General features: G+C 53.4%; 18 protein-coding genes. 8 read left to right on the forward strand and 10 right to left on the reverse strand.

What is annotated here, in order from left to right; all coding sequences use genetic code 11:
• Positions 1 to 72: 72 nt before the first annotated feature.
• The 3 genes from EJ361_RS19295 to prmA all read right to left on the reverse strand — a co-directional run bounded on the left by EJ361_RS19295 (position 73) and on the right by prmA (position 2597).
• Positions 73 to 879 (reverse strand): M48 family metallopeptidase, encoded by an 807-nt coding sequence (locus tag EJ361_RS19295; protein ID WP_126247296.1) that lies wholly within the window; start codon positions 877 to 879, stop codon positions 73 to 75.
• A 136-nt stretch (positions 880 to 1015) separates the two neighbouring features.
• Positions 1016 to 1657: a glycerol-3-phosphate 1-O-acyltransferase PlsY gene (gene plsY, locus EJ361_RS19300; protein WP_126247298.1), complete on the reverse strand. Its 642-nt coding sequence runs from the start codon at positions 1655 to 1657 to the stop codon at positions 1016 to 1018.
• 118 nt (positions 1658 to 1775) lie between these two features.
• On the reverse strand, positions 1776 to 2597 hold the full coding sequence (gene prmA, locus EJ361_RS19305) for a 50S ribosomal protein L11 methyltransferase (protein ID WP_164714324.1): 822 nt from the start codon (positions 2595 to 2597) through the stop codon (positions 1776 to 1778).
• 96 nt (positions 2598 to 2693) lie between these two features.
• Here prmA and EJ361_RS19310 point away from each other — a divergent pair, with 96 nt between their 5' ends.
• On the forward strand, positions 2694 to 3269 hold the full coding sequence (locus tag EJ361_RS19310) for a hypothetical protein (RefSeq protein ID WP_126247302.1): 576 nt from the start codon (positions 2694 to 2696) through the stop codon (positions 3267 to 3269).
• 115 nt (positions 3270 to 3384) lie between these two features.
• On the opposite strand, the gene EJ361_RS19315 is transcribed toward EJ361_RS19310, so the two are convergent.
• From EJ361_RS19315 to EJ361_RS19325, 3 genes are all read right to left on the reverse strand, one after another.
• Entirely contained in the window at positions 3385 to 5733 is a 2349-nt protein-coding gene (locus tag EJ361_RS19315) for a polyribonucleotide nucleotidyltransferase (RefSeq protein WP_126247304.1), read from the reverse strand.
• Between the two features lie 86 nt (positions 5734 to 5819).
• Positions 5820 to 6092: a 30S ribosomal protein S15 gene (gene rpsO, locus EJ361_RS19320; protein ID WP_126247306.1), complete on the reverse strand. Its 273-nt coding sequence runs from the start codon at positions 6090 to 6092 to the stop codon at positions 5820 to 5822.
• 113 nt (positions 6093 to 6205) lie between these two features.
• Entirely contained in the window at positions 6206 to 6898 is a 693-nt protein-coding gene (locus EJ361_RS19325) for a cell division ATP-binding protein FtsE (protein ID WP_126247308.1), read from the reverse strand.
• A gap of 355 nt (positions 6899 to 7253) precedes the next feature.
• Here EJ361_RS19325 and EJ361_RS19330 point away from each other — a divergent pair, with 355 nt between their 5' ends.
• The 3 genes from EJ361_RS19330 to EJ361_RS19340 all read left to right on the forward strand — a co-directional run bounded on the left by EJ361_RS19330 (position 7254) and on the right by EJ361_RS19340 (position 9567).
• Positions 7254 to 7643 (forward strand): BlaI/MecI/CopY family transcriptional regulator, encoded by a 390-nt coding sequence (locus EJ361_RS19330; protein ID WP_126247309.1) that lies wholly within the window; start codon positions 7254 to 7256, stop codon positions 7641 to 7643.
• The gene (locus tag EJ361_RS19335; protein ID WP_126247311.1) at positions 7640 to 8971 is read left to right on the forward strand and encodes a M56 family metallopeptidase; all 1332 of its coding nucleotides are present in this window, start codon (positions 7640 to 7642) and stop codon (positions 8969 to 8971) included. The genes EJ361_RS19330 and EJ361_RS19335 overlap by 4 nt, the downstream gene beginning before the upstream one ends.
• A 110-nt stretch (positions 8972 to 9081) precedes the next feature.
• A complete protein-coding gene (locus EJ361_RS19340; RefSeq protein ID WP_164714325.1) occupies positions 9082 to 9567 on the forward strand; it encodes an energy transducer TonB in 486 nt (161 codons plus the stop codon).
• A 52-nt stretch (positions 9568 to 9619) separates the two neighbouring features.
• Here EJ361_RS19340 and EJ361_RS19345 read toward each other — a convergent pair whose 3' ends face one another.
• The gene (locus EJ361_RS19345) at positions 9620 to 10798 is read right to left on the reverse strand and encodes an AIR synthase related protein (RefSeq protein ID WP_126247315.1); all 1179 of its coding nucleotides are present in this window, start codon (positions 10796 to 10798) and stop codon (positions 9620 to 9622) included.
• Between the two features lie 98 nt (positions 10799 to 10896).
• On the opposite strand from EJ361_RS19345, the gene EJ361_RS19350 reads away from it, so the two are divergent.
• The gene (locus EJ361_RS19350; RefSeq protein WP_126247317.1) at positions 10897 to 11832 is read left to right on the forward strand and encodes a bifunctional riboflavin kinase/FAD synthetase; all 936 of its coding nucleotides are present in this window, start codon (positions 10897 to 10899) and stop codon (positions 11830 to 11832) included.
• Here EJ361_RS19350 and holA read toward each other — a convergent pair.
• Complete coding sequence (holA, locus tag EJ361_RS19355; protein WP_126247319.1) at positions 11821 to 12819, reverse strand: DNA polymerase III subunit delta; 999 nt, start codon at positions 12817 to 12819, stop codon at positions 11821 to 11823. The genes EJ361_RS19350 and holA overlap by 12 nt on opposite strands.
• A 30-nt stretch (positions 12820 to 12849) precedes the next feature.
• Complete coding sequence (locus EJ361_RS19360; protein ID WP_126247321.1) at positions 12850 to 13575, reverse strand: ribonuclease H-like domain-containing protein; 726 nt, start codon at positions 13573 to 13575, stop codon at positions 12850 to 12852.
• Positions 13576 to 13682: 107 nt separating this feature from the next.
• On the opposite strand from EJ361_RS19360, the gene EJ361_RS19365 reads away from it, so the two are divergent.
• Both EJ361_RS19365 and EJ361_RS19370 read left to right on the forward strand, forming a co-directional pair.
• Entirely contained in the window at positions 13683 to 14642 is a 960-nt protein-coding gene (locus EJ361_RS19365) for a hypothetical protein (RefSeq protein WP_126247323.1), read from the forward strand.
• Between the two features lie 263 nt (positions 14643 to 14905).
• Positions 14906 to 15298, forward strand: coding sequence for a response regulator (locus EJ361_RS19370; protein WP_164714326.1), 393 nt, complete (start codon positions 14906 to 14908; stop codon positions 15296 to 15298).
• Positions 15299 to 15398: 100 nt separating this feature from the next.
• Here EJ361_RS19370 and EJ361_RS19375 read toward each other — a convergent pair whose 3' ends face one another.
• Complete coding sequence (locus EJ361_RS19375; RefSeq protein WP_126247327.1) at positions 15399 to 17039, reverse strand: ABC-F family ATP-binding cassette domain-containing protein; 1641 nt, start codon at positions 17037 to 17039, stop codon at positions 15399 to 15401.
• Positions 17040 to 17179: 140 nt separating this feature from the next.
• On the opposite strand from EJ361_RS19375, the gene EJ361_RS19380 reads away from it, so the two are divergent.
• Positions 17180 to 17746: an HdeD family acid-resistance protein gene (locus EJ361_RS19380; RefSeq protein ID WP_205687047.1), complete on the forward strand. Its 567-nt coding sequence runs from the start codon at positions 17180 to 17182 to the stop codon at positions 17744 to 17746.
• The last annotated feature ends 156 nt before the right edge of the window (positions 17747 to 17902 follow it).

Here is a 17902-nt window from a genome sequence, read left to right on the forward strand (position 1 = left end):
TGATTCCGATGTATAAAGAAAAGCGGTCCCGGTTAAACCAGGACCGCTTTTCTTTATTGATAAAGCTTCAGATTATTTCGAAGAAGGATTGTAATACTTCATGGCTTCGGGCATGAGCTTTTGCAGCTGCGCGATGCGTTTCTCGTCGCTCGGGTGGGTGCTCAGCAATTCCGGGGGTTTCTGTCCGCCGCTGGCTTGTGCCATACGGCCCCAGAAGGAGATGGATTCCTGCGGGTTATAACCGGCCATGGCCATGAAGATCACGCCGAGATGGTCTGCTTCCAGCTCGTTCTGACGGCCGTAAGCCATGAGGCCGAGCGGGCCGCCTACGCCCACGGCTTGCATGAAGATATTCTGGGCCTGGGGGTTCTTGTTGAGGGCAACGGCGCCGGCGATCTGGATGCCTTGTGCCACGAGGCCCTGGCTCATCCGTTCGTTGCCATGCCGTGCGATGGCGTGGGCGATTTCGTGGCCCATTACGCAGGCGAGCGCCGTTTCGTTCTGGGTCACGGGAAGCAGGCCGGTGTATACCACCACTTTGCCGCCGGGCATGCACCAGGCGTTTACCTGTTTATCGTTCACGAGGTTGAATTCCCATTTGTAGCTGGATACTTCGTTGCCCATGCCATGCTGGGTCATGTACGTGGTAACGGCCTTGGCGATGCGCCCCCCAACCCGTTGAACCATGGCGGCATCTTTGCTGCTGCCCGGCGAAACGGCTTTGTTCTGGGAAAGGAAAGACTGGTATTCCTGCAGCGCCATGGATTGCATGGTGGCTTCAGGAATGAGGTTTAACTGGTTGCGGCCGGTGATGGGCACTCTCGAACAGGCGTAAATAAGACCGGTTCCTGCAACCAATAACAACGCAATTTTTTTCATCGGGTCGATAGTTTAATAGAAGGTGATAGTCGCTCCGCAATACAATAACACGTTGCTGCGAACGGTTGTTGCGGTGAATTTACCAATTCCTGAAAGAAGAATGCAATCGTTGTGCCGGATTTGCGGGAACGGGGAATTACAGGTCGCTTCCGTGCCTGTTTTTCCGGTTTTTGAAGAGAGGGACCTTGGATTCGTTACCGCTGAGCAGGCGAACGATGTTCTTCTGGTGCGTAAGCACTACCATCACCGCAACGGCAATGGCGAAAATGCGGTAATACGTCTCCTCTTCACGGAACACGAAGAGAATGAGTACCGGGAACGCGATGCTCGCCAGGATGGAACTGAGCGATACGTACCGGGTGAGGAACAGGATCATGAGGAAAACGCCCACGCAGTACAGGGCCACCAGCGGCTGAATGGCGAGCACCATCCCGAAGAGGGTGGCAATACCCTTACCGCCGCGGAAACCCGCCCAAATGGGGAATATATGGCCAACAACGGCAGCCAGGCCAAGGCCCACCTGCAGGTTGATCAGTTGCTCGATGGAATCGTGAGGCATAAGGTAGGATAGTCTGACAGCCAGCACGCCTTTCAGCATGTCTACCAACATCACGAACGTACCGGCCTTGGGGCCCAGCACGCGGAACGTGTTGGTAGCGCCGGCATTACCGGAACCATGCTCGCGGATATCGATACCGAAAACTCCCTTGCTCACCCACACAGCGGTAGCAAAAGAGCCAATAAGATAGGCGCAGATAATTAGCAATAATTCTGTCATCACAATAAGTTAGAACTGCTAAGGTAGCAATAAAAGTGTTAAAATGAATGTAAATTTCACTGCAATAATAAGATAATTACGCTGGAATCAGTAATTAAAATATGATAATTTTTCCACATTAACCGGCGATGAATGAAAGCGCCAGCCAGTGCTCCCTCTCTGCCCGTTTTTCGGGACGCAGCCCCTCTGCCTGGGCCGCCTTAACAATTGCAGGTTCGTCTTCCTGCAATATACCACTCAAAATCAATATACCGTGTTTTTTGAGGATTCTTTTCATCTCCCCCATATTGGCTAACAAAATGTTACGGTTGATATTGGCCAAAACCACGTCGAACCGGCCGCCTTCCTCGGCGGAAAGACTGTCGGCACGGCTGAAGTGCACATTCCCCGAAGCATTCGTCTCCGCATTCTCCGCCGCGTTCTCCACCGCCCAGTCGTCGATATCGATACCTTTCGTTTCCGCAGCGCCCAGCTTATCCGCCAAAATCGCCAGGATACCCGTGCCCGACCCGAAGTCGAACACCTGCTTTCCCTTAAAGTCCACATCCCGCATGAGCCGCACTACCGAAAACGTGGTGGCGTGGTGCCCCGTGCCGAACGACATCTTCGGCGTAATGATGATCTCATGCGCCACCGCATCGCCCAAAGGCGCGTGGAAACCCGCGCGGATACCACAAAAATCGTCTACGAGCACCGGCTCGAAGCTGCTCTCCCACAAAGCGTTCCAGTTCGCCTGTTCGATCCTTTCCTTCGTATAATCCACCCCGTGAGACCCCACGAGCCCCTGCAAATCGTTCTCGATGAAATCCCCCTCGGGAATAAACGCGACCAGCGCATCCGGGCGCTCCTCGAAACCTTCGTAACCCATGTCGCTCAATTGGGCGACCAGCACATCCCGCAGCGCTTGCGGCGCGGGAATCGTAATGGCAATGTAAGACATGGGCGCAAGATACATTTTTCCTCCCCCACCTCAATTTTCTTGGCCAATTCCCGGACTGTATTTATATTTGATTTTTATTAAATATAACCTTATCCTATGAAAAAGCTCATCCTCCTCGCAGCCTTACTGGGCGGTACTTTTGCCGTATCCGCCCAATCCACCATCGTACCGCACGAATACGAGAAAAAAGACTCCGTATTTTACCAGTTGCCCAATGCGGTGCTGGTGATCGACAAACTCGATATCGAAGACTACTTCAAAAACCTCGATACCATATTGATCCAGAAGCAGTACGATAAAACCGTTTTCCGCAACATCCAGTTCTCCCCGTTGAACCCCGAAGAAGTGCAGCGCCATTACAGCCTCGCCAGCAAGTTCTGGACCGCGTCCAAAGCCAATCCGCTCAGTTATAGCACCGACAAGATCACGCTGTTCTGGAACGACAACGAAGGCATCATCCTCCCCTATATCGACGAAATCATCCCCGACCTGCTCGAAGCCGGCAAAGTGCAGGTGGTAGACCGTTCCACCAACAAACGCGTGAAACATTACAAGCTGGATTATGAGGACGTGAACGGCAAATCGTTCCGGATCTTCAAGCTGGAAAAGGGAAAGGTGATCTGGCGCGAAAGTGAGGTATTTGTGGAGCAGGTGTACAACGCCGGCAGATAAACGTTCATTTTAACCTGAAACTGAAAACGCTGCTTCCGGGCAGCGTTTTTTTTGCAAAATGAAAACGCCCCCGTTTCCGGAGGCGTTTTTCTTATGTAAGCTATTCACACGATTCTTATTGCTCGTCGAACACGGGGCCCAGTTCAGGACCTTCGTTCTGTTCGGTTTGCTGGGAAGGACGGGGTCCGCGATCGCCACGGTCGCCACGGTCACCACGATCACGACGGTCGCCTCCGCGGTCACGATCGCCACCGCCACGGCGGTCTCCACGATCACCACCACGGTCACGACGATCGCCACGGTCTCCGCGGTCGCCACGTTCTTCACGTTCGGGGCGTTCTACGTAACCTTCGGGTTTCGGCATGAGGATTCTGCGGCTCAGTTTGAATTTACCGGTTTTGGGATCGGTGCCAACCAGTTTCACTTTCACTTTATCGCCTTCGCTCAGTACGCCTTCCATGTTCTCGAGGCGTTTCCAGGAAACTTCGGAGATATGGAGCAGGCCTTGTTTGCCGGGGAGGAATTCAACGAAAGCGCCGTAGGGCATTACGCTTTTCACAACGGATTCGTATTCTTCACCGACTTCGGGTTGGGCAACGATGCCTTTGATCCAGCGAACGGCTTTATCGAGGTTTTCTTTCTGGGTAGCGAAGATGGAAACTTCACCATGCTGGCCAACTTCTTCGATGTTGATGTTGGTGCCGGTTTCGCGCTGGATTTCCTGGATAACTTTACCGCCGGGTCCGATCACCGCGCCGATGAATTCACGGTCGATGGTCATTTTCTCCATGCGCGGAGCGTGCGGTTTCGGTTCAGGACGTGCGGTTTCGATGGTGGCGTACATCGCGTCGAGGATGTGCAGGCGGCCCTGGCGAGCCTGGGCGAGTGCTTTGCGCATTACGTCCATGCTGAGGCCGTCCACCTTGATATCCATCTGCACGCCGCAGATGCCATCGCGGGTACCGGTTACTTTGAAGTCCATATCACCGAGGTGGTCTTCGTCGCCGAGGATGTCGCTCAAAACGGCCCATTTCCCGTCCGAGGCGCGGGAGATGAGGCCCATCGCGATACCGGATACGTGTTTGGGCAGGGGCACGCCAGCGTCCATGAGGGCGAGGGAGCCTGCGCAAACGGTAGCCATGGAAGAGGAACCGTTGGATTCGAGGATATCGGACACTACGCGCACGGTATAGGCGTAATCGCTACCGGGCATCATGATGCGCAGGGAGCGCATGGCCAGGTTACCGTGGCCCACTTCGCGACGGCCGGGGCCGCGCATCATCTTCACTTCACCGGTGGAGAAGGGAGGGAAGTTGTAGTGGAGGATAAATTTAACGTAGTTGGAAACAGCTGCGGACTCTACCAGCAGTTCGTCGTCGGGCGTACCGAGGGTTACTGTGGTGAGGGATTGCGTTTCGCCGCGGGTGAACAGTGCGGAGCCGTGGGGGCTGGGCAGCAGGTCAACTTCCATGGCGAGGGGGCGCACCTGGTCGAGCACGCGGCCGTCGAGGCGGATGCTCTGATCGAGGATCATGTTGCGCACCACTTCTTTTTCCAGCTTGTGGAAGTATTTGCCGACGAGCGGGGCGTCTTCTTCGGAAAGTTCGCCGAGGTGCTCTTTCAGTTCTTCTTCGATTTTGCTGAAAGCATCGCCGCGTTCGTGTTTACTGAGGGCGGATTTGGAAACTTCGAGGATTTTGCCGGCGGCAAACGCTTCGATTTTCGCTTTCAGTTCTTCGTTGGCGTAAGGCAGGGCGAATTCGCGTTTGGCGGGGTTGCCGATGAGGCCGCGGAGCTCTTCCTGTGCTTTCACCTGGATGCGGATGGCGTCGTGCGCGAGTTCGATGGCCTTTACGAGGTCTTCTTCCTGGCACTCTTTGGATTCGCCTTCCACCATCATGATATTTTTCTCCGTTGCGGCTACGATGAAGTCCATATCGGCGTCAGCGAGCTGGGTACGGGTGGGGTTGATGATGTATTCGCCTTTGATGCGGCCGATGCGCACTTCGGAGATGATCTCCTGGATGGGCACGTCGGACACTGCGAGGGCGGCAGACGCTGCCAGTGCGGCGAGGGCGTCGGGCATTACTTCGGGATCGGAGGAAATGAGGGTCACCAGCACCTGGACATCACAGAGATAATCATCGGGGAACAGGGGGCGCAGGGCACGGTCGATCAAACGGGATACAAGCACTTCGGAGTCGCTCAGTTTACCTTCACGTTTGAAGAAGGAACCCGGGATACGGCCTGCAGAAGCGAATTTCTCCTGGTAATCTACGGTAAGGGGGAAGAAAGACTGCCCGGCTTTGGGCTCTTTATTGGCCACCACAGTAGCCAGCAGAATACAATCGCCGCAACGAACGGTAACGGCGCCATCGGCCTGTCGGGCCATTTTGCCGGTCTCGATCGTCACTTCACGACCTCCGCCTATATCAAATTTAACCGAAGTAGGTGTGAGATTCATACTTGTGTGAGGATTAAAATGGTACACATACAAAAAAACTATTCCCAACCAGAACAGTTGGGAATAGCGCTATCAATAAATTCGGATTATTTTCTGAGACCTAACTTCTCGATAAGGGCGCGATAGCCGGAGAGGTTGGTTTTGGACAGATAGGAAAGCAGGCGCTTTCTCTGACCTACCATCTTCATCAGACCGCGGTGAGTGGAGAAGTCCTTTTTATTTTGCTTCAGGTGAGCGGAAATGCTGTTGATACGCTCGGTAACCAGTGCGATTTGCGCTTCCACAGAACCGGTATTCTTTTCGTTACCACCGAATTCCTTGAAAATATTTGCTTTCTTTTCTACAGTTAAGTAAGACATCTTTGATAAAATAAATTATTACTCGCTATTTTTCCGGTGCAAAGGTAAGAAGTAATATGGCAAGTTCCAAATAGAATTATTTGGACCACCCCTACTGTAAACCAATGCTTTACTTATGCAAAATTTACTGCTGCATTGTCCGTCACCTGCCCGTTTTCCGTCCGCAGCACCCTTGACGGGAACTTCTGCAACACAATATAATCATGCGTCGCCATCACGATCGTGGTACCGTCTTCCCGGCAGATCCGGAACAGCAACTGCATGATCCCGTCGGAAGTTTCCGGGTCCAGGTTGCCCGTGGGCTCATCGGCCAGAATCAGCTTCGGCCCGTTCAGGAGCGCCCGGGCGATATCCACCCTTTGCTGCTCCCCGCCCGACAACTCGTACGGCATCTTGAACCCCTTGGTAGCCAGCCCCACCTTCTCCAAAACGTCCGCTATCTTGTCCTCGATCTGCTTCTGGTCCGTCCACCCCGTGGCCTTCAGCGCAAATTTCAGGTTCTCGTGCACGGTACGGTCCGTCAACAACTGGAAGTCCTGGAACACCACACCAAGGTTCCGGCGAAGGTAAGGCACCTTCTTCCAGTCCATCTTCGTGAGGTCGAACCCTGCCACCTGCCCGCTCCCCTCTCTCAACACGAGATCGCCGTAGAGCGTCTTAAGCAGGCTCGATTTGCCCGTGCCCGTTTTCCCGATCAGGTACACAAACTCGCCCTTGTTGATCGAGATGTTCACGTCAGACAGGATCAAAGAACTTCCCTGGTATATATTAGCGTTCGTCAGCTGAACTATCGGTTGATCGACCATCAATTTCCTGTTTTAAAATCCAAAAATAGTTAAATCCCTGTCAAAGACCCACATACGTTAATAACTATAAAATTAGTTTGTAAACTAAAATAATAGTTATACATTCGTACCAACAACCGAAATCCATTCCTTCGCCGCCGCTTTGAAGTAACGCTTCAAGCGGGAAATTGTTAAAAATCCGGCGAATGGAAGCATTACGCCACAATATAACAACGAAGGCAGAAAGCGGGTGAAAAATAAGGTAAATAATTACAGAGGACAGACAGACCGGGCGCATCAATAATCGGGCATCAATCAGCAACACCAGGAGCACACCATCAGCACACAACTAACCTACTCCATAAACAGCGACACAATGAAAACACTGACAAAAGCGGAAGAACAGATCATGCAGGCCCTTTGGGAGCTGGGCCCCTCTTTCGTGAAAGACATCATCACTTTTCTCCCCGAACCGCAACCCCATTACAACACGGTATCTACACTCGTGAAGATACTGGTCGACAAAGGGTTTGCCGGTTACAAGGCCTTCGGGAAGAGCCACCAGTACCATGCGCTTATCTCCAAGGACGAATACAGCAGCCGCACGGTGAAGAACCTCGTGAAAGGGTACTTCGGCGGCTCATTCTCGAACCTCGTTTCGTTTTTCGTAAAAGAGAAAAACATGTCGGTTTCCGACTTGCAGCAATTGCTGGACGAAATCAGGGAATCGAACCCTACAGAACCACCTAAAAACGACGCGCCATGAGCCTGATCCTGATGTACCTCGCGAAAGCGGCCCTTTGTTCCGGCCTGCTGTTCGCCTATTACTGCCTGGTGCTTCGCAACCAGCGCCAGCATCGCTGGAACAGGGCTTACCTGCTGGGCCTCACGGCCGTGAGCCTCCTGTTGCCGCTCATCAGCATCCCCCTTCCCGGAAGCACCACCGGACCAGCCGCCATCCTTCAATACACCGCATCTGCATTCACCGTCAACGGGAACGCCGGCGGCCATACCGCGGGCTCCTGGCACTGGTCGTTTTTCGCTTACGCTGCAGTGGCGGCGGCTTTACTGGCGCGCTTCGGTTATGCCGTCTGGCAGTTGCGCAACCTCATCCGCGGGGGGCGCAGGCAGGCAGGCCAACATTACCAGCTCATCCTCCATCCTGCCGTTTCCTCGCCCTTCAGTTTTTTCCGTTTCATCTTCTGGAACCCGGACGCAGAGCAGCAATCCGCCGAAAGCCGCCACATTTTGCAGCACGAACAAACGCATGTGCGCAAAGGCCATAGCTGGGATACGCTGTTCATGGAGCTCGTCACCGCACTTTGCTGGGCCAATCCCATCTTCCATTTCGTGAAACGCGAACTGCAGGTAGTCCACGAATTCGAAGCAGACGAAGTGCCCGCGGGCAACGGCCAAACGAAAGCCTATACAGAAAACCTCCTCCGCCAGGTGCTTTGCGCTCCTTCCGCCAACTTACTCATTCACCACTTTTCCCAACCTCCCGTAAAACGCAGAATCATGATGCTTACCCGCAAAAACAACACACGTTTTGCCGCCGTCCGCAAGCTGATGACGTTGCCCCTCGCCGCAGGACTCATCTTCGCCATCTCCTGCACACAGAACAAGCAGGATGTGAAAGTTCCCGAGGCAGCACCCAGTTATCCCCAAAAAGAAAAAGAAATAGAATACGTCGAACAGCCCAAGTACGAGCTTTTCACACAAGTGGAGGAGCCGCCTGTTTTTCCGGGCGGAGACGCCGCGCTGAACAAATACCTCGGCAATAACATCAATTACCCGAAAGCCGCCATGGAGGGAAGTGTGCAGGGAACGGTCATCGTACAGTTCACCATCCGCCGCGATGGAACGATCAAGGACGTGACGACCGTCGGCAAAAAAATAGGCAGCGGGCTGGAAGAGGAATCTATCCGCGTCGTAAAAGGCATGCCCAAATGGAAGCCCGGCGTCCAGAACAAGAGGCAGGTAGACGTACGGTTTAACCTGCCTATTCGCTACACGCTGCAGGATGAAGACAACAGCACCTCTTTCTGGCCAGGCCAGTCGCCCTTTATGCCCGGACAAAAGACAACATGTTAGATTTTTCCCCCGTTACAATAATTTAGCAAACATTTACCGGCGCCGCAGTCATGCGGCGTCTTTTTTTGTGGAAATGCAAAGGGCGCGCATCTGGATGTAAACGGCCTTCCATGACGATCCGATTCATCGTCCCGATCTACGTGATGTCTGTTATTGCAGCGTGTTCGCGGAAAAATTCTACGCTACCCGATGCGGGAACAGCAATCATCCAAACCTCGGTTGACAGCATCGCCGAAACAACTTCAGTGGAAATTCCTGATGAAATCATCTGCTGTTTTCCCTGTGAGCCCATCCCCCGGTTCCCCGGTGGCGAACAGGCGCTGGTTGACTTCCTGGAGAAAAACATACAATATCCCGAAGCAGCGCTCCGCGCCGAAAAGTCAGGCACCGTATTCGTAACATTCGGAGTGAATGCTGATGGGAAGCTTTCCGACATCGGAACGGCGGGCAGTTCGCCCGGGTTCGGAATGGACGAAGAAGCGTTACGGGTAGTGAAAATGATGCCTGACTGGGAGACAGGCGTGCTGAAAGGAAAACCTTCAGTCACCCGGTTCAGCCTTCCCATACGGTTTTCGCTGGCGGATGAAAAAAAGTAAAAGCCGGTGGCCTTTTCGGTCCACCGGCTTTTTCGTATATGCCTTGCTGTGATTATTTGTATTCGAACGTGCCGAATTCGCTTTTCACGGTCACTTTCTTGCCTTCGCCGGCCTCCACGCGGCCTACGATCCGGGCGTCGATGTTGTAGGTCTGGCTGATGCGGATCAGGTCTTCCGCGATTCCGGCGGGCACGTACAATTCCATGCGGTGGCCCATGTTGAACACCTGGTACATTTCCTTCCATTCGGCGCCCGATTGTTCGCGGATCAGCTGGAACAGCGGGGGAACGGGGAACAGGTTATCCTTGATGACGTGCAGGTTTTCGATGAAGTGCAGCACTTTGGTTTGCGCTCCGCCGCTGCAATGCACCATTCCGTGGATTTGCGGGCGGAATTGCTCCAGCATGTGGCGGATCACCGGCGCGTAGGTGCGCGTGGGCGACAATACCAGTTTGCCGGCCGTGATCTGGCCGAATCCCGGAACGTCGATCATATCCGTCAGGGATTTTTTACCGGCGAAAACCAGCTCCTGCGGGATGGCGGGGTCGTAGGATTCGGGGTATTTCTCGGCTACGGATTTATTGAAAACGTCGTGACGGGCGGAAGTGAGGCCGTTGCTGCCCATGCCGCCGTTGTATTCGCGCTCGTAAGTGGCCTGGCCGTAGGATGCGAGCCCTACTACCACGTCTCCCGCCTGGATACGGTCGTTCGAGATCACATCTGCTCGCTTCATGCGGGCCGTTACGGTGGAGTCTACGATGAGGGTGCGGACGAGGTCTCCCACATCGGCGGTTTCCCCGCCGGTGCTGTAGATGCCCATCCCGTAGGAGCGCAGCTCTTCGAGGATTTCTTCCGTACCGTTGATGATGGCGGCGATCACTTCGCCGGGGATGCGGTTTTTATTGCGGCCGATGGTGGAAGACAGCAGGATGTTATCTGTTGCGCCCACGCAAAGGAGGTCGTCCGTGTTCATGATGATGGCGTCCTGCGCGATGCCGCGCCAAACGCTGATATCACCCGTTTCCTTCCAGTAGGCGTATGCGAGGGAGGATTTGGTGCCCGCCCCGTCTGCATGCATGATGTTGCACCAGGCTTCGTCGCCCCCGAGCAGGTCGGGGATGATTTTGCAGAATGCACGGGGGAATAATCCCTTGTCGATATTCCGGATGGCGTTGTGCACATCTTCTTTGCCGGCTGAAACGCCTCTTTGGGCGTAAAGGTTCTGATCCACGGTAGGTTCCTTTGTTTGCGATTAAAGTGCAAAAGTATTGTAATCCCGTCAAAACATTTAGATTTGCACGGCGTTTTTGCAAATATGACCGATCCACCATGCAGGTTCACAGAGATTTAAAGAAATTACCCGCTTTCCGGAACGCCGTGATCACCATCGGCACTTTCGACGGGGTGCATACCGGCCACCAGCACATCCTCCAGCAACTGCAGGAAGCCGCGCACGCCTGCAACGGGGAAACGGTCATCATCACATTCGACCCGCATCCGCGGGAAGTGCTGGCGGGCGATAAATCGGTCCGCCTGCTCACTACGCTCGATGAGAAGATTTCGCTCCTCGCGCACTGGGGCATTCATCACCTGGTGGTGGTCCCCTTCACCCGGGAGTTCTCGGAACGCTCCGCCACGGCCTATCTTGAAGATTTCCTCATCGAAACCTTCCGTCCACATACCATCATCATCGGGTACGATCACCGTTTCGGCCACAACCGCGAAGGCGGGCTGGAACTGCTGGAGGCCGAGCAGGAAAAATACGGTTTCCGGTTGCTGGAAATCCCCCAGCAGGTCATCCAGGACGCCGCCGTTTCCTCTACCCGCATCCGCAAAAGCCTCCAGGAAGGCGATGTAACGCTGGCCAACGAGCTGCTCGGTTATCCGTACTTCCTCAACGGCATCGTGGTACACGGCGATAAAATGGGCCGCCAGCTTGGGTTCCCCACCGCCAATATCTCCCTTAACGACTACCGCAAGCTCATTCCCGCACAGGGCGTTTACGCCGTGACGGTGACGGCCGGCAACGACGGGCAGCTGCACAAAGGCGCGCTCAACATCGGCACCCGGCCTACGTTTAACGGCACGGAACTGCGCATCGAAGTGTTCATCCTCGATTTCGACAAAGAAATTTACGATGCGCCCATCCGCGTCGATTTCCTGGAATTCATCCGATCAGACAGGAAGTTCGGCAGTGTGGAAGGGCTCGTGGCGCAGATGAAAAACGATGTGGAGCAGGCCCGGGCGGTTGCCTCAAGGCCGTAAAATGCGGTAAACCATTTCCTTCATCAATTCTCCGTCTTCATTCCCGGCGTCGCCGATACCGATGCTGCGCAGATTGTATTGCGCCAGGAGCAGAATGGCGCGCTCGGTGCCGTTGGGCCCGAAATTGCGTGCGGCCGACATATAATCTTTCAGGAAAAAAGGATGCACGCCCAATGCGGCGGCCATTTCCTTCTCGCCGCCCTTGGCGCCGAAAAGCAGGTTGATCTTGGCAAAATATCCGTAGAGGGAAGGGATCACCACCTGTATGGGCGCGGCTTTGGGATTGGCGGAGAAATAACGGACGATGCGCATGGCCTTGGTCATATCCATCTGCCCGATCGCGTTTTGCAGCTCGAAAACATTGTATTCCTTGCTGATGCCCACGTATTTCTCGATGTCGGACTCGTCGATCTTTTTGCCTTGCGGCAGGTTGACCATCAGTTTCTCGATCTCGTTGGCGATGCGGCTGAGATCATTGCCGATGTGGTCGGCCAGCATGACGCAGGCTTTTTCGGAGATGGCGAGCCCCTGGGAGCGGACGTAAGCCTCCGCCCACTGGGGGATCTGGTTGTCGTACAGTTTTTTGGTGGACAGCATCACCCCGCGCTCCTTGACGAGCTTGGCCATTTTGGAGCGGCCGTCCAGCTTGCCCTGCTTGTGGGCTACGACGAACACGGTGGACTCGAGGGGTTTATCGATGTAGGGCTCGATCTTGAGGAGATCGCGCATGGCCTGGGCTTCCTTAAGGATCACGACCTGGCGTTCGGCGAACATGGGGTAGCGGCGGCAGGCATTGATGATGGTGGCCCAGTCGGTGTCTTTACCGTACAAAACGGTGAGATTGAAACCTTTATCGGCTTCGGAGAGCAGGTTATGCTCCGCGTAGTTGACCACCTGGTCTATAAAAAAGTCTTCCTCCCCTTCCAGCCAGTAGAGGGGTTTGAACTTGTTGTTCTTCCAATCCTTGATGATATCCTGGTAATCCATAACCCTATCTGTTTCTAATGGTCCAACAATTTACGCGACCACGGCCACGCTGTCTTTTTCCATGAGCGGAAGCCCTTTGAAGCGGAGCAGGAGCTGGCCCACGGTGAGCACGTCTTTCTGACAATACTCCACGATGCGGCGGAGGTCCTTTTCCTCCCAATATACCTTCCCTACCTGGCTGCCGTCGATATCGTCTTTCGGCGTGGGAATGCCCAGCACGGCGGCGAGGAGCTTGAGGGAGGTGTAATTCCGGAAGTCCCCGAAGCGCCAGATCTGGAGGGTGTCCAGCATGGGCTGCTCCCAGGGTTTAAGCTGGTGGAGCAGCAGCGGCGCCGGCAGCATGAGCCCGTTTATGACCGCGCGGCGGCAAATATAGGGAATATCGAACTCGCGGATGTTATGCCCGGCGAATTGAAAACGTTGCATTTTTTGGTGAAATCTGGTGACGGTATCGAGGAAACCGGCGAGCAGTTCCTTCTCGTCATCCCCATAAAATGATTTTATACGCAATTGATACTGACCGTTTTCCGCAAAGAAAAACCCGGCGGAGATGCAAACGATCTTTCCGAACTCGGCGGTGAGGCCGGCGCGTTCGAAAAAGTCGGCCGAAGGATTTTCAGAATCTGGCAAAGTTTTTGCATTCTTTTCCAACCAGAGCGCCTGTAACTCGGCCGGAAGCTGATCCAACGAAGGTGTTAGCGGAGTGGTTTCAATATCTAGCAATAATAACTGGTCGAGCGCAACGGTATATAACACAGCCTACAATTTTAAAGCGTGTAATTTAGTTAAATTTTAACGTTTCAATTTCGAGGGAAAAATTTTACCCATATAACAACAAACAACTTAACAAAACATCAATCATCATGGCGGAAAACACCTTTAACGCTGGTACGCCCAATCCCGGGCCCGAAAAACCGAAAAGTAACAAGAACGGCCTTATATACGGTATCCTCATCGCTGCACTCGTAGGCACCTGGGGCTATATGTATTATGACAAGAGCCAGACCAGCAAGGAGATCGCTATCAAAGAAAACCAGCTCGACACGATCTCCAACTCCCGGAACGAACTGCAGGCGGAATACGACGCCGCACAGGCCCGGCTGGACGATCTGATCTCCCAGAATAGCCGGATGGACAGCCTCGTGAAAAGCAAGGATAAAGAAATTGCCGACATGAAAGGCCGTATCACCAGCATCCTCAGCAACAAAAACGCTACCGCAGCCCAGCTGGCAGAAGCCCGCAGGCTGATCGAAGACCTGAAATCCAGGACCGAAGGCTACGTAGCCACCATCGAACGCCTGGAAGGCGAAAAGATCGTGATCACCGGCGAGCGCGACTACGCCCGCAAAGAGCGCGATTCCGTAGTGGTTGTGAAAGACAGCCTCGGCAAACGGGTAGACCTGGGTTCCGTGCTCCATGCAGACAATATCAAACTGTCTCCCATCAACGTGCGTAAAAACGGGAAGGAAGAAGTGACGTCCAAAGCGAAACGTGCGGATATGATGCGCGTCTCCTTCGACCTGAACAACCGCATCGCTACCAGCGGCGACAAAGAGATCTATGTAGCCATCACGGCTCCCGACGGTGCTCCCCTCGCAGTAGAAGCCCTCGGCAGCGGCCGCTTCACCCTGGAAGACGGTACCGAGAAACTCTACACCGTTAAGAAAACCGTTTCTTACGCTGCCGGTGGCAACACCCCCGTAAGCATGGACTGGAAACAGAATTCCGACTTCAAACCCGGCGATTACAACGTAGAAATATACCAGGACGGGTTCAAGATCGGCGCCGGTAAAGTAAACCTGAAAAAAGGCGGCATCTTCTAAAAAGCACGATAGACAATCCAACATTCATAGAAAAAGGGTGTGGCCGCGGCCATGCCCTTTCTTTTTTATACCTGCTTGTTAAAGTTTGGTTATTGCAGGTTAAAAAATATTAATATTAAAATAAAATTAACTTTCTTTGCGGAGAAATTACGAAACGGCTTTGGATGGAATGCTTTGTGGGGCCCTATACACCTATGCTAACGGAAAATGGAATTGCGGACAGTAAACGGAATATTATGATGCGATTCGATAATATAATTGACATGGCACAGCATAAAGTAGTTTATGTGATCGACGACGACGAGATTTTCCACTTTATCGTGAAGAAGATGTTCGGTTTGCAAGGGTGGGACGTCAGTGTCAATTCATTCCTGTCTGCAGAAGACGCCATTGAAGACCTGAACGATTTCGCGGCCCGCCGCCTCCCCTGCCTCATCATCCTGGATATGAACATGCAGCGGATGAACGGGTGGGATTTCATCGAGGCCTTCCGGAAGCTCAAAACGAAGCTAACGCAGGATGTGCCCATCATCATGTGCTCCTCGTCCATGAACATCCAGGATATGGAAAAAGTGGAACGGACGCCGGAACTGATGGCTTACATCACCAAGCCGCTGGACAAACATAAAATGAAAGTAATCGAAGAATATCTCTAAAGAATCTCTCAGCAAGAGGGAGCTAATACCCAAAAAAGTGACCCATAAAAAAAGAGCGGATACTTCCGCTCTTTTCTATTTTCTGTTGATTTCAATTTTGTCAGGCATTCACCGGCTCACCGTACATTTCGGCACGGAGGGTTTTCACGCGCTCATCTTCCAGGTACTCGTCGAACGAGCAGAGGCGGTCGATGATGCCGGCAGGCGTGATCTCGATGATGCGGTTGGCCACGGATTGCATGAACGTATGGTCATGCGTGGTGAACAGCACGATGCCCTGGAAGGTTTTCATGCCTTCGTTGAAAGACTGGATGGATTCCAGGTCGAGGTGGTTGGTAGGTTCGTCGAGGATCACGACGTTGGGGTCTTGCAGCATCATGCGGCTTACCATGCAACGTACTTTTTCACCACCGGAAAGCACCGTGGTCTTTTTCATGATCTCGTCGCCGGAGAACAGCATTCTTCCGAGGAAACCGCGGAGGAAGGGCTCGTCTACGTCCGTCACGTGCGGGGGAACGTACTGGCGGAGCCAGTCGAGCAGGTTGTAATCGCTTTTGAAGAATGCGGCGTTATCGTCGGGCAGGTACGCTTTGGTAACGGTGGTGCCCCATTCGAGCTTGCCGCTGTCTGCCTGCTGATCGCCGTTGATGATATCGAAGAAGGTGCTGAGGGCCAGGTGGTCTTTGGACAGGAACGCGATCTTGTCTCCCTTGTTCACGGAGAAAGACACGTCGCTGAAGATTTTGCGGCCGTCGATGGATTTTTCGAGTTTTTCGATGTTCAGTATCTGGTTGCCCACTTCGCGCTGTTGCTTGAAGATGATGCCGGGGTATTTACGGCTGGAGGGCTCGATGTCTTCGATCACCAGTTTATCGAGGGCTTTCTTACGGGAAGTAGCCTGTTTGGATTTGGAAGCGTTCGCGGAGAAGCGGGCGATAAAGTCCAGCAGATCTTTGCGTTTGTCTTCCATTTTCTTGTTCTTATCGGAAATCTGGCGGGCGATCAGCTGGCTGGATTCGTACCAGAAGGAGTAGTTACCGGTGAAGATTTTGATCTTGGCGCGGTCTACGTCGGCCACGTGCGTGCACACGGCGTCGAGGAAGTGACGGTCGTGGCTCACCACGATCACGATGTTTTCGTAATCAGCCAGGAAGTTCTCAAGCCAGCCGATGGTTTCCACGTCGAGGTGGTTCGTCGGTTCGTCGAGCAGCAGGATGTCGGGGTTACCGAAAAGCGCCTGCGCCAGGAGCACCCGAACTTTCAGGGCGCCGCTCAGGTCTTTCATGAGGGTTTGATGCAGGTCTTCCTTCACGCCCAGGTCGCCCAGGAGCACACCGGCGTCGCTTTCGGCGGTGTAGCCGCCCATTTCGCCGTATTCAGCTTCCAGTTCGCCTGCACGCATACCGTCTTCCTCGGTAAAGTCTTCCTTGGCATAGATCGTGTCGCGCTCATGCGCGATGTCCCAGAGCTTCTTGTTGCCCATGAGCACGGCGTTGAGCACGGTCACCTCGTCGAACTCGTAGTGGTTCTGCTTGAGGACGGACATGCGCTCGCCGGGGGTGATTTCCACGGACCCCTTGTTCGGCTCGATTTCGCCGGACAGGATTTTGAGGAAGGTGGATTTGCCGGCCCCGTTGGCGCCGATCACTCCGTAGCAATTGCCTTTCGTAAAGTTGATATTCACTTCATCGAACAAAACCCTTTTGCCGAAAGAAAGCGTGACGTTTTTAACACTGATCATACCTGGCTTGAATAAATTTGAAGCCGCAAAGATACGAAATCCCCTCCATAAGTCCATGCTTTCCCCAACTACCATAATCCGCGGTTATTGAACATTTTAGGGATATGTATTGTTATCAATGACAATCAAATCATATTACCATGATCCATGAACTGTCCAAATACTGGGGTTATATCGTTTTCAGGGGCGTCATCGCCGTCATTTTCGCCATTTTCGCGTTCATCTGGCCGGCCCTGACCCTTTCGGTGCTCGTCATCTTCCTGGGCGCCTATTTCCTGGTGGACGGGATATTTTCCATCATCCATGGTTTCCAGATCATGAAAAAAGACGAAAGCTGGTGGACGTTCCTGCTGATCGGCCTCATGGGCATCATTGCCGGTGGCATCATGCTGTTCATGCCTGGCATCACCGCGGTATTTCTCGTAACGCTGGTGGCGATTTGGGCCATCGTGACGGGAATCCTGGAAATCATCGTGGCCATCCGCCTCCGGAAAGAACTGACCAATGAGTGGATGCTCATCCTGGCGGGGATACTGTCTGTCGCGTTCGGGGTGCTCCTCTTCATGCAGCCGCTCGCCGGTGTGGTGGTACTGGCCTGGTATATCGGGTTTTACGCCCTTTTCCTCGGCTTTTTCCTCCTTTCGGTGGGCTTTCGCCTCCGGAAAGTGCATAAAAACTTTGAAAACCATCACGGTAAACATGCCTGAAAGACTTTGCCATAGATAACGTTAAAGGGTGTCCCGTCCTAGAATAAGTTGACGGTTTTAAACTGGATTAATTGATCCCTGGTTTTCATCGGCCAGGGATTTTTCATGTGCCTGAGTTGGTGTCAGGTATCTTAAACTTAAATGTGGTCTTATGTC

The organism is Chitinophaga rhizosphaerae (assembly GCF_003958645.1).
GTDB lineage: Bacteria > Bacteroidota > Bacteroidia > Chitinophagales > Chitinophagaceae > Chitinophaga > Chitinophaga rhizosphaerae.

Coding starts and splice junctions, on each gene's coding strand:
- prmA (WP_164714324.1), bottom strand. CDS start 2,597: ATGTCTTACATTGCCATTACGATTCCCGCGCCGCAAGCGCTGCGGGAT.
- plsY (WP_126247298.1), bottom strand. CDS start 1,657: ATGACAGAATTATTGCTAATTATCTGCGCCTATCTTATTGGCTCTTTT.
- rpsO (WP_126247306.1), bottom strand. CDS start 6,092: ATGTCTTACTTAACTGTAGAAAAGAAAGCAAATATTTTCAAGGAATTC.
- EJ361_RS19380 (WP_205687047.1), top strand. CDS start 17,180: ATGATCCATGAACTGTCCAAATACTGGGGTTATATCGTTTTCAGGGGC.
- EJ361_RS19365 (WP_126247323.1), top strand. CDS start 13,683: ATGGCGGAAAACACCTTTAACGCTGGTACGCCCAATCCCGGGCCCGAA.
- EJ361_RS19340 (WP_164714325.1), top strand. CDS start 9,082: ATGACGATCCGATTCATCGTCCCGATCTACGTGATGTCTGTTATTGCA.
- EJ361_RS19310 (WP_126247302.1), top strand. CDS start 2,694: ATGAAAAAGCTCATCCTCCTCGCAGCCTTACTGGGCGGTACTTTTGCC.
- EJ361_RS19325 (WP_126247308.1), bottom strand. CDS start 6,898: ATGGTCGATCAACCGATAGTTCAGCTGACGAACGCTAATATATACCAG.
- EJ361_RS19330 (WP_126247309.1), top strand. CDS start 7,254: ATGAAAACACTGACAAAAGCGGAAGAACAGATCATGCAGGCCCTTTGG.
- EJ361_RS19370 (WP_164714326.1), top strand. CDS start 14,906: ATGGCACAGCATAAAGTAGTTTATGTGATCGACGACGACGAGATTTTC.
- EJ361_RS19295 (WP_126247296.1), bottom strand. CDS start 879: ATGAAAAAAATTGCGTTGTTATTGGTTGCAGGAACCGGTCTTATTTAC.
- EJ361_RS19350 (WP_126247317.1), top strand. CDS start 10,897: ATGCAGGTTCACAGAGATTTAAAGAAATTACCCGCTTTCCGGAACGCC.
- EJ361_RS19335 (WP_126247311.1), top strand. CDS start 7,640: ATGAGCCTGATCCTGATGTACCTCGCGAAAGCGGCCCTTTGTTCCGGC.
- EJ361_RS19375 (WP_126247327.1), bottom strand. CDS start 17,039: ATGATCAGTGTTAAAAACGTCACGCTTTCTTTCGGCAAAAGGGTTTTG.
- EJ361_RS19315 (WP_126247304.1), bottom strand. CDS start 5,733: ATGAATCTCACACCTACTTCGGTTAAATTTGATATAGGCGGAGGTCGT.
- holA (WP_126247319.1), bottom strand. CDS start 12,819: ATGGATTACCAGGATATCATCAAGGATTGGAAGAACAACAAGTTCAAA.